At 69.2% G+C, this 14,273-nt stretch carries 15 protein-coding genes; 8 read left to right on the forward strand and 7 right to left on the reverse strand.

Annotated elements, in window-relative coordinates; all coding sequences use genetic code 11:
• Window positions 1-31: 31 nt before the first annotated feature.
• The 7 genes from BIX52_RS11970 to BIX52_RS12000 all read right to left on the reverse strand — a co-directional run bounded on the left by BIX52_RS11970 (window position 32) and on the right by BIX52_RS12000 (window position 5,374).
• Window positions 32-1,012, reverse strand: a complete 981-nt coding sequence (locus BIX52_RS11970; protein ID WP_075221324.1) for an acetamidase/formamidase family protein — start codon at window positions 1,010-1,012, stop codon at window positions 32-34.
• Window positions 1,013-1,288: 276 nt separating this feature from the next.
• A complete protein-coding gene (locus BIX52_RS11975; RefSeq protein ID WP_075221325.1) occupies window positions 1,289-2,224 on the reverse strand; it encodes a hypothetical protein in 936 nt (311 codons plus the stop codon).
• Window positions 2,225-2,431: 207 nt separating this feature from the next.
• The gene (locus BIX52_RS11980) at window positions 2,432-2,944 is read right to left on the reverse strand and encodes a class I SAM-dependent methyltransferase (RefSeq protein ID WP_205647810.1); all 513 of its coding nucleotides are present in this window, start codon (window positions 2,942-2,944) and stop codon (window positions 2,432-2,434) included.
• Window positions 2,941-3,318: a PH domain-containing protein gene (locus tag BIX52_RS11985; protein ID WP_075221564.1), complete on the reverse strand. Its 378-nt coding sequence runs from the start codon at window positions 3,316-3,318 to the stop codon at window positions 2,941-2,943. The genes BIX52_RS11980 and BIX52_RS11985 overlap by 4 nt, the downstream gene beginning before the upstream one ends.
• 118 nt (window positions 3,319-3,436) lie before the next feature.
• The gene (locus BIX52_RS11990) at window positions 3,437-3,820 is read right to left on the reverse strand and encodes a PH domain-containing protein (protein ID WP_075221326.1); all 384 of its coding nucleotides are present in this window, start codon (window positions 3,818-3,820) and stop codon (window positions 3,437-3,439) included.
• 181 nt (window positions 3,821-4,001) lie between these two features.
• On the reverse strand, window positions 4,002-4,265 hold the full coding sequence (locus BIX52_RS11995; protein ID WP_075221327.1) for an usg protein: 264 nt from the start codon (window positions 4,263-4,265) through the stop codon (window positions 4,002-4,004).
• Between the two features lie 137 nt (window positions 4,266-4,402).
• Complete coding sequence (locus BIX52_RS12000; RefSeq protein WP_075221328.1) at window positions 4,403-5,374, reverse strand: YihY/virulence factor BrkB family protein; 972 nt, start codon at window positions 5,372-5,374, stop codon at window positions 4,403-4,405.
• A 175-nt stretch (window positions 5,375-5,549) separates the two neighbouring features.
• On the opposite strand from BIX52_RS12000, the gene BIX52_RS12005 reads away from it, so the two are divergent.
• From BIX52_RS12005 to BIX52_RS12040, 8 genes are all read left to right on the forward strand, one after another.
• Complete coding sequence (locus BIX52_RS12005) at window positions 5,550-6,512, forward strand: hypothetical protein (RefSeq protein WP_083660192.1); 963 nt, start codon at window positions 5,550-5,552, stop codon at window positions 6,510-6,512.
• A gap of 329 nt (window positions 6,513-6,841) precedes the next feature.
• Window positions 6,842-7,690 (forward strand): sugar phosphate isomerase/epimerase family protein, encoded by an 849-nt coding sequence (locus BIX52_RS12010; protein ID WP_075221329.1) that lies wholly within the window; start codon window positions 6,842-6,844, stop codon window positions 7,688-7,690.
• A 180-nt stretch (window positions 7,691-7,870) separates the two neighbouring features.
• A complete protein-coding gene (locus BIX52_RS12015; protein ID WP_075221330.1) occupies window positions 7,871-9,193 on the forward strand; it encodes a PQQ-dependent sugar dehydrogenase in 1,323 nt (440 codons plus the stop codon).
• A gap of 119 nt (window positions 9,194-9,312) precedes the next feature.
• A complete protein-coding gene (locus tag BIX52_RS12020; RefSeq protein WP_075221331.1) occupies window positions 9,313-10,212 on the forward strand; it encodes a CAP domain-containing protein in 900 nt (299 codons plus the stop codon).
• 187 nt (window positions 10,213-10,399) lie between these two features.
• Window positions 10,400-11,104 (forward strand): CoA transferase subunit A, encoded by a 705-nt coding sequence (locus BIX52_RS12025; protein ID WP_075221332.1) that lies wholly within the window; start codon window positions 10,400-10,402, stop codon window positions 11,102-11,104.
• A complete protein-coding gene (locus BIX52_RS12030) occupies window positions 11,104-11,424 on the forward strand; it encodes a hypothetical protein (protein WP_075221333.1) in 321 nt (106 codons plus the stop codon). The genes BIX52_RS12025 and BIX52_RS12030 overlap by 1 nt, the downstream gene beginning before the upstream one ends.
• Entirely contained in the window at window positions 11,424-12,050 is a 627-nt protein-coding gene (locus BIX52_RS12035; RefSeq protein WP_075221334.1) for a CoA transferase subunit B, read from the forward strand. Before BIX52_RS12030 ends, BIX52_RS12035 begins: the two co-directional genes overlap by 1 nt.
• Before the next feature lie 96 nt (window positions 12,051-12,146).
• Window positions 12,147-14,255, forward strand: a complete 2,109-nt coding sequence (locus BIX52_RS12040) for a 3-hydroxyacyl-CoA dehydrogenase NAD-binding domain-containing protein (protein WP_075221335.1) — start codon at window positions 12,147-12,149, stop codon at window positions 14,253-14,255.
• Window positions 14,256-14,273: the final 18 nt, after the last annotated feature.

Genomic DNA, 14,273 nt, shown 5'->3' on the forward strand with positions numbered 1-14,273 from the left:
GGCGGCGGGCCCTCCCGCCGCCGCTGACGTATCAGAGCACGGATTTGGCGAGCATCATGTGGCAACCCTTCTCGCCGTCGACGGTCTGGGTCACGCGCAGATCGCCCTGCAGCGAGCACAGCATGTAGGCCTCCTCACGGGTGAGGCTGGTGCGGCGGCCGATGTGCTCGATCATCTGGCGCAGGGCGATCCGGGCCGCCTCGTCCAGGTCCTCGTGCATCCCCATGCTGATGAGATGCGTGGCGTTCTCGGCGAACGGATAGGCGTAGTCGAGGTCCTTGCGCACGGTGAGGCGGAAGGTGCCCGTGAGGCCGGTCTCCAGCGCGGTGATGCACACCTCGCCGTCCCCCTGAACACCGTGCCCGTCACCGGCGGAGAAGAGCGCCCCTTCGGCGAAGACCGGCAGGTAGAGCGTCGACCCCGCGACCAGCTCCTTGTTGTCCATGTTGCCGCCGAACTTGCGCGGCTGCATCGACGGGATGCGCCCCCAATGGGGCGGAGGCGCCACCGCCATCACCCCGAAGAAGGGCGACAGGGCGATCTCGGTGCCCCAGGGCAGGCGCGCCGTGCGGGCGGCGGTGTCGATCGCCGGGTGGATCCGCGTGAGGCTGTCGAACTCGTTCGGCAGCGTGCCCTTCAAGGGGACGATCTGCACGAAGCCCCAGGGCTCGTTCAGCGCGACGTCGAGGATGTCGACCTGCAGCACGTCGCCCGGTTCGGCGGTCTCCACGTAGACGGGGCCGGTGAGCATGTGGGTGGTGCCGTCACGCACGCACGTTTCGACGGCGCTGCGGTGACCGGGCGAGACCAGGCTTGCGTCGGGCGGCATGCACTCCGCCCCGCCAGCGGCCCAGGCCGTCAGGTGAACCGTGTCGCCCGACGCCACGGTCAGCACCGGCGGCAGCGCCGCATCGTGGTGGCCCCAATGAATGTTCTGCGGCAAGGCGGGCAGTTCGTGGTGGGTGGCGGAGGGTGTGGTCGGCGCGGCGGGCGGGGTGGTCCGGGTGGACATGGCGGCTCCTCGGGTCAGCGCCGCCATCCTACCGCCCGCCCCGCGGATTCATACACGTTTTAGTGAAATGCCCGGTTTCGGGATGCGCCGCCGCCGCTGCACCAGGTCGGGAGGACCGCAGCGAGGCGAGGCTCGGTCACGCCAAACGGATCGCGCTCAGCGGGCGACGGTGACCATGCTGGTCCGCTCCAGGCCCGCGTGTTCCGCCCAGGCAGCGGCAGCCGCGCCCAGCCCGGCCCGGCCGCCTTAACGTTCGGCCGAAGCGGCGTCGCGGGCTCAGTCGGCGCGGGTGACGGTGGCGACGGTGGGGGCGCGCACGCTGCGGACCGAGAGCGAGGTGCCCGTGGTGATCGGCACGCGCAGGCGCTGCTCCGGGCCACCGGTGAACACCTTCCCGTCGAGCCGCACGCGGTAGGTGCCGTCGGCCGAGATGATGACGGCGCCCGGCTCGGCCGGGACGGCCACCCACCCGTCCTCGGCGGTGATGGAGAGGGACCGTCCCGTCGCCGCCGTCCGCGAGGCCTCGAACAAGCCGAACCGGGCGAGGCCGTTCTGCTCCAGGTAGACCGCCGCCCCGGCGAGGGCGACGACGGCGATCAGTCCCATGACCACGGTGCCGCCCAGCGTCTTGGCGATGTTGCGCCTGCGCGGAACGACCATGATCTCGCGGGTGCGCGGCTCGGCGACGACGACGCGCGGCTCTCGCTTGGGGGCCACGGTGAGACCGGATGCGCTGCGCTGAGCGGAGGCGCGAGCCTGTCCGGGAACGATTGTCCCGGCGTCGAGGTCGGCGCGTCCGCGCTCCTCGTCCGAATCGGCGGCGGGGTCCGTCTCCTCATCGGCAGCGTCATCCGCGTCGGACCATGCGTCCTGATCGTCGGCGGCGCTTACCGGGGGTGCGCCGCGGGTGCGCTCGGCGCGCGGCAGATCGCCCCGCCCTGTCCCCACGTCGACCCAGACTTCGCGCGCATCGGCGGCGGGGTCGTCGGCGGGATCGGGCGCGGTCAGCTCGTCATCGAGCGCGCCCTGGAGGCGCGAGGCGATGTCTTGCGGAGCGGCGGAGCGGGCGCGGGTGTCCTCGCCGGCGGGCGCACGCTGGCGCGTCCGCTTCGTCGGATCGACGGCGGCGGGCGAATCGGGCGTGGTCGGCGTGTTGGGCGTTCCGGTGGGAAAATCGATCCCGCAGACCGGACACCTGTAGGCGCCGGACACGACCGGTTCGCCGCACCCGCGGCAACGAAAGAAGGCTCGTGAGGCCAACCGGCGCCTCCTGGTTCATCGGTTCTCGGCGAATGCCACCAACGGGCACGCCGGTCAAACGGCAAGCGTGATCGCACCCGAAGTGACGCGAGGCCGCGACGGGCCGGGTCGCTTCCCGGTCCGTCGGCCGCGCCCTTCGGCGGCGTTCAGGATGCGGCGTCAGCGGCTCTTGCGGTAGAGCCAATAACGCCCGCGCTCGGCGGCATCGGAGCGCGGCAGCTCGTCGAACCCGTCCATGTCGAGCGCGATTCCGGAGGCCACATAACCACCCGGAGCGGTGCGCTCGGCGATCAGCGGCGACAGCCAGGCCCGCTTGACGAGGTCGGCGGTGGGGTCGCCTGTGCCCAGATCGCAGTGGACCAGCGCCGCCAGCGCCCCGACCCGCGGCCCGCAAAAGGCGAGCGTGTCGCGAATCTCGCCGACGATCATGTGATCGCCGTCGGGGATCGAGGCCGGATGGGCCGTCACCGCCCGGTCGAACACGAAGATTTCGCGGTCCGGCAGGATGGTGCGCAGATGGTCGAACGTGCGCCCGTTGCCGAGGCCGAGCTCCAGCACCGGCCCCGCGACGTCGAGCGCCGCGGCGACCTGTTCGAGAAACGCCTTCTGCGCCGTCATGCGGGCGATGAAGACGTCGAGCCGGCTGATGGGCCGGCTGGCCGGCTGGCTCATACGCGAAGAGCGCTGCGCAGCCGTTCGGGGTCCGGCATGCCGGGCTGAACCAACTCCGGATTGTCGCCCGCGGTGTAGATCTTGAGGATGCCGCAGTTGAAGATGCGGTCGACGAAGGATTGATCCACCCGCACGGTGCGAATCGATTCCAGCTCGATCTCGAGCCGCTCCTTGTTGAAGACGCCGCGGGTCAGCAAGACGCGCTCGTCGCCCACGGTGAGGAGCGTGCACTTGATCTTGATGTACCACACGACCAGCCAGACGATCCCGACGCCGACGGGAATGAGCAGGCAGGCGAGCAGAAAGCGGCCCGGCTCGTCCGCGAACATGCGCGGGTGCTCTTGGTAGCGGGGCTTGGGGACATTGTCGGACATGGTCATCGGCTCTTTGCGCTCATTGTCGATCACGGTCGGGGCTTGCCAGGTCCAGCGCCCCTTACGGAACAGAACCCGCGAGGCAACACAATTGTTGCCTCCGCGGTGAGACGCAAGGTCAGATGCCGGATTCGCGTGCGGTGCGCAGAGCCATTCTGAGGCGGGTCGGGTCCGGCAGCCCGCCCTGTTCCAGGTCCGGGTTGTCGCCTGCGGTATAGACCTTGAGGATGCCGCAATCGAAGATCCGGTCGATGAAGGTCTGGTCCACCCGCACCGTGCGGATGGAGCTCATCTCCACGTCGACGCTTTCCTTGGAGAACACCCCGCGGCGCAGGCTGATTCGCTCATCGTCGATGATGACGTGGGTGCTGCGGTTGATGATGTACCAGACCAACAGCCAGATGATCCCGACCCCGACGGGGATGAGGAGACACGCGAGGATGAAGCGCCCCGGCTCGTCGGCGAACATCGTCGGGTGGGCGGAGTAGATGGGGGTGCTCATACGCAAGGTCCGGGGCTGGGTCGGGTCCCCGGCATTATAAGCACCGGATATTCCCCGCATACCCCCGAACCGCCAAGGCGGTGACGGGTTCGGCTGCGCCTCGCGCCGGCCTTGTGGCCGCCGACGGTGGCCGCGCCGGACGCGCGGCGCGCCGAACCGCTCAGTGCATGCGCCGAACCACTCAGTGCATGCGTTGCATGGTCACCGTGCGCCACGAGCCGGCGGAGATGAGACGTTGGTAGCTGATGTTCACGGAGTGCAACTTGCCCTCGATCTCACGCTTCCAGAAGTCGAGGAACGTTTCCAGCACCGGAAATTCGGGCGCGCAGTCGTATTCCTGCCAGATGTAGCTTTGAAGGATCCCCGGATGGTCTGGCATCCGGTAGTAGATTTCAGCGGTGGTGAGGCTGTAGCCCGCCAGTTGCCGTTCTAACGCTGAAGCCATCGGTCACTCCCCATCAGACAAGTAAAAGTCTGCCATGAGATTGCGTCTTTGCAAGACCACGGCGGAATTTTATGCAAGCTGGACAACAGATTGGCGAGCAGCAGTGCAGGAGAGTGCTAATTGCCGTCTGCTGAAGCTTATAGCCCCCCGTCTTCCGGCAGCTTATCGGCCACGACCGCTCGCCGCTCGCCCATCGGCCTGATCGGACCCACTGTGGTGTCGGTGATCAACTGGTGCTCGACCTCCGCATTCAGCTCGGCCCCGAGCAACAGAATCATCAGCGACACGTAGAGCCACATCATGAAACCAATGATGGCACCCAGCGAACCATAGGTGGCGTTGTAGTTGGCGAAGTGGGACAGGTAGAACGAAAAAGCCGCGGAGGCGACGACCCACAGGAGCGCCGTCAACGCACTCCCCCAGATGACCCAGCGCAGGCGCGGCGGACGGCGCGACGCACCGTAGCGGAAGAGCAGGCTGAGCCCCATCATCAGCACCACGAAGAGAACCGGCCACCGGGCGAGTGCGATCAGCCGTTCCCCGGCCGAGGCGAGGCCAAGCACACCCATCACCGCCGGCACCACCACGATGGCGCCGAGGAGCACCGCCGCGCCGACGATCGCCGCAAGGGTGAACACCAGCGACACCAGAGTGAGCTTGAAGAAGCCCCGCTTCTCGGTCTCGCCATAGACGACGTTCAGCGCCGAGAAGAGGCCCTTCACCCCGGCATTGGCACTCCAGAGCGCCACCAGAAGACCGACCACGAAGCCGATGCCGAGCGCCCCGTCGCGCTGCGAGGCGAGGCGGCTGAGCTGCTCGGTGATGAGGCCGACCGCGTCCGTCGGCAACACGCCCGACAGCGCCGCCACATGGTCGTGCACCTGCGACACGTCGAAGACGAGGCCGTAGAGCGCCACGAAGGCGGCCAGCCCCGGAAAGATCGCCAGGAGAAGGAAGAACGTCGCTCCGCCTGCGATCAGCGAGATGTTGTTGGTGTTGATGTCGGTGAAGACGCGCATCAGAATCGCGCGCCAGGCCGGCCACGGGATCTCGAAGATGCCTTCCGCATATCGCCCGTCCGGTCCGGCATCGAGATCGGTCTGCGCCATGGTGCTCCCCTTCGTGTGTATCAGCGCAACCCCTGTCGCGGCCGGACGGTTCCCGTGCAAGCGGGAACGGTTACGCCGGCGGGGATGCGTCGCGGCCCGTCCTACCCCATATGCCCCGCACCCTTTTCCGCAACGCGCCGGTTCAGCGCTCAGATAGGCTCTCGCTCCGCCCGCCATGCCGTCGCCCGTGTCGCCCTTCCGCACCGCTCTGCCGGCCGCCGCCCCGTCGCCACGGCATGAGAGGCCGCCGCTCGACGCCGCGCTGGCGCCGACGCTGAGCGAAATCGCCGAGCTGAAGCGACGGCCCGCACGGCTTCAGGGCCACAGGTCGATGGCCGACGAAGGGTTCCGCCGCGCCTTCGCCGCGCTGATGGCCCATGAGGATGCCGACGAGGTGGCGGTGCGCGAAGTGGCGGCGGCCGCGGCGCAGATCGCGCTCGCCCCGGTCAACGGGCCCCAGCTCATCGCCGCCGGGCTCGACCCGGACGACCGGCGCGTCCTCTATGCGCGGGCCGCCGCGCGCAGCCTCGGCCCGCTCGACGACGATTTCGCCGCGTCGCTGGCCGATGCGCTGGACGGCCTCGCCCCCGAGACGCCGGCCTTCCACGCGGTGGACCTCTTGTGCAGTCAGCCGCGCGGCGGGGCGCTCAGCGAAAAGGCCGCGCGGATCGTGCGCCCGCCGGAGGAAATGCAGTCCGAGCATGCGTGGTGCGTCGCCGTGATCGGCGCGCTGCTGCAGATCCGGCGCGGCCTTTCGCCGGGCAACGCCTTCCTCACCGGCCTCGCCCACCATCTGCCGGACGCCTACGCCCTCCCCGGCCGCACCGAGGATGCCATGCCGGCCGCGGAGTCCCAGCGGGCGGCCACGCGGGCACTGGCCCGCGCGCTGGACCCCTGCCCCGCGCCTCTGGCGACGGCGATCGAATCCGCGATGCTCCGCCGCCACGACCTCGCCGACCCCGGCGCGGAGGCGTTCGTCGCGGCCGACCTCATCGACCGCGTGCTGCAGCAGCGCCACTATGCCAACGCCGCCGGATTCTCCCTCTCCGACGCGATGGACGCGCGCGAATTCGTCACCGCGCCGGAGCTGCAGGACTTCCAGCTCGACATTCTCGCCCGCTTCCGCCTCACCTTCTGACTGTGCCGATCGGGCCACGGGCGCCACGGGTGGACGGCGCGCGATCCGTCGTGCGGGGGGCAATTGCGGCGGTCACGCCCCCGATCAGTCCCGCGATCGACTGGGCGCGAAAGTCGCAGCATGGCGGAAAAGCACGTATTTCGATGCCTTGGCCGGCGGGGCGGGTTGGCAAATCCTTCGCTGCCGTCGATAAGCTGCGCTCTACAGCCATCGTTTTACCTTGTGGGAAATCCATGGTTTGACGATGTGCGCTGGTATCGGAATGAACCCGTGTGTTGGAGTAATGCCAGCTTCACCGCCGAAATTGTGACACGATTGCCGACGACCTCATGCTGCGCTTCGCCTACACCACGAACGGTTGCGCCTATCACCGCCTGGACGATGCTCTCGAGCTGATCGCCGAGGCCGGATATCAGGGCGTCGCCCTGACGCTGGACGCCCACCATTTCGACCCTCTCGCCGACGATTACGAGGCCGCTGCCGAGCGGTTGGCCACACGCCTGAAGGCGCTTGACCTCGGCGTCGTGATCGACACGGCGGCGCCCTACCTCCTCGATCCGCGCGACGCGTCGGAGCCGAGCCTGCTGCATCCGACCGACGAGGGGCGCGCGCGCCGCGTCGACCTGGTGCGCCGCGCGGTGGACATCGCCCGCATCACGGGGGCCGAGGCGGTGACCTTCTCCACCGGGCGGCGCCGCCGCGCCGTGAGCCAGGAGAATGCCGGCGCCTTCCTGATCGACGGGCTGACCAAGGTGGCCGAAATCGGCGCCGCCGCGGGCATTCCCGTTGCGCTGGAGCCGGTGCCGGGCGACATGATCGGCACGCTCGACGATTTCGCCCTCCTGCGCGAGGCGCTGAAGCCGATGGTGGACGTCCCGCCGGTGCTGTCGCTCAATGCCGGCCACTGCCTGGTGACGAACGAGCGCGACCCCGCCTCGGCGGTGAAGGAGTTCGCGCCTGTGCTGGCAGCGGTGTCGCTGGCGGACATGGTGCGCGGCGTCCACACGCACCGCCCGTTCGGCGAAGGCGAGCTCGACCTTGCGGGCGTCCTCAAGGCGCTCGACGATGCGGGCTATGAAAAGCTCATCTGCGTGGATCTGCCGCATCAATCGCTGAGCGCGCACGAGACCATCCCGGCGATGATGGACATTCTCCAGGAGAACCTGCCGAGCGACTGATCGCACGGGCGCGGTTCTTCAGCGCGCGTTCGGTGGCGGGCCGGGCCGGTCCACGCGCGCGGCCGCACGACGCATGCGCGCAATGGGCACAGGCGCGGCCCGTTGCGGGCCTTTGGTGAGGCGCCACCTCCTTGCGGGTCATCCGGACGTCTCAGACCGGCAACCCATAAGGACGATCCCATGCGCCTTCGCTTCTCCCGTGCCCTGGCGACCGCCCTCGCAAAAGCGACCGCCCTCGCAAAAGCGACCGCCCTCGCCCCGGCGACAGCCTTCGCACCGGCGGCCGTCGTCGGCCCGGCGGCCTTCATCGCCGCGCAAGCCGTGACTGTCGCGGACGCACACGCCCAGTCCCGCCCGCCGGTGGAAACCGGCCCGCCCAACGCCCCCGGCCAGTCGCCGGCCTTCGCAGCGCAGACCCGTGCCCCGCAGCCGGACGATGCGACCGCCGCCACCGGCGAGATCGTCGCTCGTGACCTCCCCCGCCTCTGGGCGCTGGAATTCCTGCCCGACCGGCGCATGCTCGTGACGGCCAAGGACGGGGCGATGCACATCGTCACCCAAGACGGCCACGTGGGGCCGGAGATCGCGGGCGTTCCGGACGTCGACCCGCGCGGCCAGGGCGGCCTTCTCGACGTGGCGCTGGACCCGAACTTCGCCGAGAACGGCCTCGTCTACTTCTCCTTCAGCCAGCCGCGCGGGGACGGCGTCAACGGCACCGCCGTCGCGCGGGCCCGGCTGGAGCTGCGCCAAGGCAACACAGGCTCGCTCAGCGATGTGACGGTGATCTTCGAGCAGACGCCGGGCTATGCGGGCACGCGGCACTACGGCTCGCGCCTCGCCTTCGCGCAGGACGGGACGCTCTTCGTCACCGTCGGCGAGCGGTCGGACCAGCCCATCCGCGACCAGGCGCAGGACCTCGCCTCGGGCCTCGGCAAGGTGTTCCGCATCAACACGGACGGCAGCATCCCCGCGGACAATCCGTTCGCGAACACCCCCGGAGCGCAGCCGGCCATCTGGTCCTACGGGCATCGCAACATTCAGTCCGCGGTGGTGGCGCAGGACGGCACGTTGTGGACGGTGGAGCACGGGGCGCGCGGCGGCGACGAGCTGAACGCACCTCTGCCCGGCCGCAATTACGGCTGGCCGGTGGTGACCTACGGCGTCTCCTATGGCGGCCAGCCGATCGGCCGCGGCGTGACGGCGGCCGAGGGCACCGAACAGCCGGTCTATTATTGGGATCCGGTGATCGCCCCCTCGGGGATGGACCAATATCGAGGCGATGCGTTCCCGGCCTGGCAGGGCCATTTCCTCATCGGCGGGCTGCGCACCCAGGCCGTGGTGGTCGTCGACGTGGAGGACGGCCGCGTCGTCACCGAGGAGTGGGTGCCGATGGCGATGCGTGTTCGCGACGTGAAGGTGGGGCCGGACGGCCTCGTCTATGCGGTGACCGAGACGAACACCAGCAGCCGGATCGTGAAGTTGACGCCGGGTTCCGGCTCGTAGCACGCTCGCGCCCCGTGGCGTGACGGCGCCAAGCTCCCGGCAGACGGGTGCGAGGCGGTCGGAATGCGGGGGCCGGCAGAACGGTGGCTTCGGATGGGGCCGGATGATGCGGAGCGGGCGTGACCGACGAAACGATCCTCACCGGCCCGCTCAGCGACCTCCAGGCACTCGCCCACGCCCTGGTGAACGGGGCTCGGGGACGCGCCGGTCTCGTGCCGCTCACCCTTGCCGCTCCTCTCTGCCGCGCCGCGCAGGGTCATGCCGAGGTGATGACGATCACCGGCGCCTACGGCCACACGGCACCTGACGGCTCCACCCCGCAGGACCGCATCCGCGCCGCCGGGGCGCGCAATTATGCCGTGACCGGGGAGAACATCGCCCGGATCGACTATCGCGCCCCGCTCCCCACGGCCGGGGACGTGCACGACTTCCAATCCGGTTGGATGGGAAGCCCGTCCCACCGCGATGCCATCCTCTCGCCCGCTTATCAGGACTTCGGGTTCGGGATCGCCGGAGCGGGTGACCGGGTCTTCGCCGTGCAGACCTTCGGCGGAGCGGGCGCGCCGTGGTGGACGAGCCAGAGCGGCCCGCCGCCGCTCGGCAGTGACAGCGCGTCCCCGGCGGCCGGCATCGCGGCGACGGCGCGGCGTATCCTGCAGCGCCTCAACGAGGCGCGCACCGTGCCGCTGGCGGCGGATGCTGTTCTCGACGGGGTCGCCGCTTCGATGCTGCCGCCGCGGGCGGGTCTGCCGATCCCGCATTCGTCCAACCTCTTCGGCCTCCTCCCCCTCTACGAACAGCCGCGGTGGGAGCGGCTCGAGGTTCACGCCGCGTCCTGCACGGCCTGCGGGGCCACGTTCACCGAGGCGGACGCCGACACCTTCGCCGCCTCGCTGTTGGCCGAGCCGATGGCGCGCGCGGCGATCCTCGGCCCCGCGGAGGCGGCCGGTCAGGCGCTGGTTGCCGATGGGCTGGGTGCCAAGACCGCCGTCATCGTCCTCGGCCGGCGCTTTCACTGACCGTCGCGCCCCGGCCCGCGCCAGCTTAAGAATTCGCAGCTTTCGCGTCCGCCCCGCTTGCCGCCAGCCACAGACTGGGCAAGTTGATGCCTCGGCTCACCATTCTCGATTTTCTCGTGCGACGCAGCCAGCCAAGTCGTGCTAGGTGCGCCGCAGAGAACCGGATTGCCATGACGGGAGGGCATGCATGCAAAAAGTATACGGCTCGGCGAAGGAGGCTCTCGACGGGCTCCTCTTTGACGGCATGTTGATTTCGGCCGGCGGCTTCGGCCTCTGCGGAATTCCGGAGCTTCTCATCGCCGCGATCCGCGATGCCGGGACCAAGGACCTCACCGTCGCCTCCAACAATGCCGGTGTGGACGGGTTCGGCCTCGGCGTTCTCCTGGAAACGCGGCAGGTGAAGAAGATGATCTCGTCCTACGTGGGCGAGAACGCCGAGTTCATGCGCCAATATCTTTCGGGCGAGCTGGAGCTGGAGTTCAACCCGCAAGGCACGCTGGCCGAGCGGATGCGCGCCGGCGGCTCCGGCATTCCGGGCTTCTACACCAAGACCGGCGTCGGCACGCTGGTGGCCGAAGGCAAGGAGCACAAGGACTTCGACGGCGTCACCTACATCCTGGAGCGCGGCATCGTCGCCGATCTCGCCATCGTGAAGGCGTGGAAGGCCGACAAGACCGGCAACCTCGTGTTCCGCAAGACGGCGCGCAACTTCAACCCGCCCGCGGCGATGTCCGGCAAGGTCTGCGTGGTCGAGGTGGAAGAGATCGTCGAGACCGGCGCGCTGTCGGGCGACGAGATCCATCTGCCCGGCATCTACGTGCACCGCATCATCCAGGGCGAGCACGAGAAGCGGATCGAGCAGCGCACGACGCGCAAGCGTGAGGCCGCCTGATGTCAGCGGCCGAGGAGTCTGACGGCTCCGCCGCCGAGGCCGCCGCGGTGACGGACCAGTTCGTCGATGCCGGCATCGCTAAGCTCGATGCCGTGTTCGGGGCGGGGTACGCCAAAGAGAACCCCGCCGTGCTGGCCGCCTACATCGCGACCTGTTCTTCCACATTCTCGACGCTGGCTTTGACCAGCAGCAACGACGCCGCCATGGCCGCGCTGGGAGATCTCGACGACGAGATCCTCGACGACGACGAGCTCGACGATGAGGACGACGAGTTCGTGCCCCCGCCCCCGCCGCCCGCCAAACGAAAGAGAACACGCTGATGCCCTGGGACCGCAATCAAATGGCCGCGCGCGCGGCGCAGGAACTCGAAGACGGAATGTACGTGAATCTCGGGATCGGCATCCCGACCCTCGTCGCCAACTATGTGGGTGACAAGGACATCACGCTGCAGTCCGAGAACGGCATGCTGGGCATGGGCCCCTTCCCCTTCGAGGGCGAGGAAGACCCGGACCTCATCAACGCCGGCAAGCAGACGATCACCGAGCTCGCCCGCACCGCCTATTTCGATTCGGCGACCTCGTTCGGCATGATCCGCGGCGGCAAGATCGCGGCGGCCATCCTGGGCGCGATGGAAGTGGCCGAGAACGGCGACCTCGCCAACTGGATGATCCCCGGCAAGCTCGTCAAAGGCATGGGCGGGGCGATGGACCTCGTCGCCGGTGTCGGCAAGGTGATCGTGGTCATGGACCACACCAACAAGGCGGGTGAATCCAAGGTGCTGAAGGAATGCACCCTGCCGCTGACGGGCACCGGCGTCGTCGACCGCATCATCACCAATCTCGGCGTGATGGACGTGGTCGAAGGCGGGCTGAAGCTCGTCGAGCTGGCGGACGGCGTGAGCGAAGAAGAGTTCCGCGCCGCCACCAAGGCGACCCTCGTCAACTGAGGCGCGCGCCGCATCACGAATGACACCGCCGGCCGGTCTGGCCGGCGGACTTATCCTGCTCGCTCGCGTAGGCCAGCAGCCCGCCGGAGGAAGAGAATGACCGAGCCCGTAACCCTCTCGTTCGACGGCCCGATCGCCGTCATCACCATCGACAACCCGCCGGTGAACGCGTTGTCTTATGCGGTGATCGAGGGGCTTCGCACCTGCTTCTACGCCTTCCAGCAGAGCGAGGCGACGGGCCTCGTGATCGCCTGCGCCGGGCGCACCTTCGTCGCCGGCGCCGACATCACCACCTTCAACGATCCGGCCTTCTCCGCCGCGCCCTTCAACGCGCTGATCGCCGAGATCGAAGCCTCGGCGCGTCCGGTGGCGGCGGCGATCTTCGGCACCGTGCTCGGCGGCGGGCTGGAGCTCGCCATGGCCTGCCACATGCGCATCGCCCACCCTGCCACCAAGGTGGGCCTGCCGGAGGTCACGCTCGGCCTCATTCCGGGCTCGCTCGGCACGCAGCGCCTGCCCCGCCTCGCCGGCATCGAAACCGCGTTCGAGATGATCTCATCCGGCGCGCCCATCCCGGCCGAGAAGGCGGTGGGCCACGGCATCATCGACCATCTCGCCGATGAGCCGATCCCCGCCGCGGTCCACGCCGTCGCCGAAGCCGTGCTCGCTGGCGAGGCGCCGCGCCGGGCGAGCGAACTTCCCATCCCGGATGCCGACAAGGCCGCGGACGTGATCGCCGCCGCCAAGGCCGCCGCCGACGCCAAGCCCTGGCTCCCGTGGCTGGCCGAGATCGCCAACGCGCTGGAGGCCGGCACGGTCGGCTTCGCCGCGGGCGAGAAAGCCGAGGCGGAAGGGTTCGAGCGCCTGCGCGCCACCGCCGCCTCCCGCGCGCTGCGCCACATCTTCTTCGCCGAGCGCGAGGCGGCCCGCATCCCGGGCCTCTCCAAGGACGTGAAGCCGCGGCCGGTGAAGACCGTCGGCGTCGTCGGCGCGGGCACCATGGGCGGCGGCATCGCCATGACCTTCGCCAATGCGGGCTTCCCGGTGACGATCATCGACACCACGGACGCCGCGTTGGAGCGCGGCCTCGGCATCATCGAGAAGAACTATGCCGGGACCGTCAGCCGTGGGCGCATGACCGAGGAGCAGATGCGCGAGCGCATGGACCTCATCACCGGCGCCACCGGGCTCGACGCGCTGGCCGAGGCGGACGTGATCATCGAGGCCGTGTTCGAGGACATGGCGCTGAAGCTCGACATCGCCGGCAAGTTGGGCGAGATCGCGAAAAAGGGCGCGATCATCGCCACCAACACGTCGACGCTGGACGTCAACCGCATCGCCGAGGCGACGGGGCGGCCGGCCGATTCGCTCGGCATGCACTTCTTCTCGCCCGCGCACATCATGAAGCTGCTCGAGGTGGTGCGCGGCGACAAGACCTCGCCCGAAGTGCTGCACACGGTGATGACGCTCACCAAGACGATCAAGAAGACCGCGGCGGTGTCGGGCGTGTGCTTCGGCTTCATCGGTAACCGGATGACCGAGGTCTATCTGCGCGAGACGGACGCCATGTTGATGGAAGGCGCCACCCCGGCGCAGATCGACAAGGTGGTGGAGAACCCGGCGTGGCTGGGCCTCGCCATGGGGCCGTGCCGCATGGGCGACATGGCGGGCGTGGACGTGATGGCACGCATCGTCAACGAGTGGGTGGAGTCGGGCGAGGGTCCGCAGGCGCCGTCCTACCGCGCCGTGTGCCGCGCCCTCTTCCACCTCGGCAAGTTCGGCCAGAAGACCGGCGAGGGCTACTACACCTACGATGGGCGCAAGCCGATCCCGAACCCGGCGACGGACGCGCTGGCCAAGGAGATGGCGGAGCTTCACCACGTCGCCCCGCGCGCCCATTCGGACGAGGAGATCTTCCAGCGGCTCTTGTTCCCGATGGTGAACGAGGCGGCGCTGATCCTGATGGAGGGCATCGCCTACCGTCCCGGCGACGTGGACGTGGTGTGGACCTCCGGCTACGGCTTCCCCGCCTGGCGCGGCGGCCCGATCTTCATGGCGGACGAGATCGGCATCGCCAACGTGGTGGCGGCGATGGACCGCTTCGCCGAGACCTTCGGCAACGCGCACGGCCATTGGACCGTGGCGCCGCTCCTGCGCGATGTCGCGGCCGCCGGCGCCCGCCTGTCGGACTGGCGCCCGAGCTGATCCGGCACAGCGTGGCCA

The sequence above is a fragment of the Acuticoccus yangtzensis genome (assembly GCF_001927245.1).
In the GTDB taxonomy this organism is placed as follows: domain Bacteria; phylum Pseudomonadota; class Alphaproteobacteria; order Rhizobiales; family Amorphaceae; genus Acuticoccus; species Acuticoccus yangtzensis.

Bases quoted from the DNA above. Each gene is read 5' to 3' on its own strand.
- BIX52_RS11995 (WP_075221327.1), bottom strand. From the start codon at position 4,265: ATGGCTTCAGCGTTAGAACGGCAACTGGCGGGCTACAGCCTCACCACC.
- BIX52_RS12015 (WP_075221330.1), top strand. From the start codon at position 7,871: ATGCGCCTTCGCTTCTCCCGTGCCCTGGCGACCGCCCTCGCAAAAGCG.
- BIX52_RS12040 (WP_075221335.1), top strand. From the start codon at position 12,147: ATGACCGAGCCCGTAACCCTCTCGTTCGACGGCCCGATCGCCGTCATC.
- BIX52_RS11990 (WP_075221326.1), bottom strand. From the start codon at position 3,820: ATGAGCACCCCCATCTACTCCGCCCACCCGACGATGTTCGCCGACGAG.
- BIX52_RS12025 (WP_075221332.1), top strand. From the start codon at position 10,400: ATGCAAAAAGTATACGGCTCGGCGAAGGAGGCTCTCGACGGGCTCCTC.
- BIX52_RS11970 (WP_075221324.1), bottom strand. From the start codon at position 1,012: ATGTCCACCCGGACCACCCCGCCCGCCGCGCCGACCACACCCTCCGCC.
- BIX52_RS12035 (WP_075221334.1), top strand. From the start codon at position 11,424: ATGCCCTGGGACCGCAATCAAATGGCCGCGCGCGCGGCGCAGGAACTC.
- BIX52_RS12010 (WP_075221329.1), top strand. From the start codon at position 6,842: ATGCTGCGCTTCGCCTACACCACGAACGGTTGCGCCTATCACCGCCTG.
- BIX52_RS12005 (WP_083660192.1), top strand. From the start codon at position 5,550: ATGCCGTCGCCCGTGTCGCCCTTCCGCACCGCTCTGCCGGCCGCCGCC.
- BIX52_RS11985 (WP_075221564.1), bottom strand. From the start codon at position 3,318: ATGTCCGACAATGTCCCCAAGCCCCGCTACCAAGAGCACCCGCGCATG.
- BIX52_RS12000 (WP_075221328.1), bottom strand. From the start codon at position 5,374: ATGGCGCAGACCGATCTCGATGCCGGACCGGACGGGCGATATGCGGAA.
- BIX52_RS12030 (WP_075221333.1), top strand. From the start codon at position 11,104: ATGTCAGCGGCCGAGGAGTCTGACGGCTCCGCCGCCGAGGCCGCCGCG.
- BIX52_RS11980 (WP_205647810.1), bottom strand. From the start codon at position 2,944: ATGAGCCAGCCGGCCAGCCGGCCCATCAGCCGGCTCGACGTCTTCATC.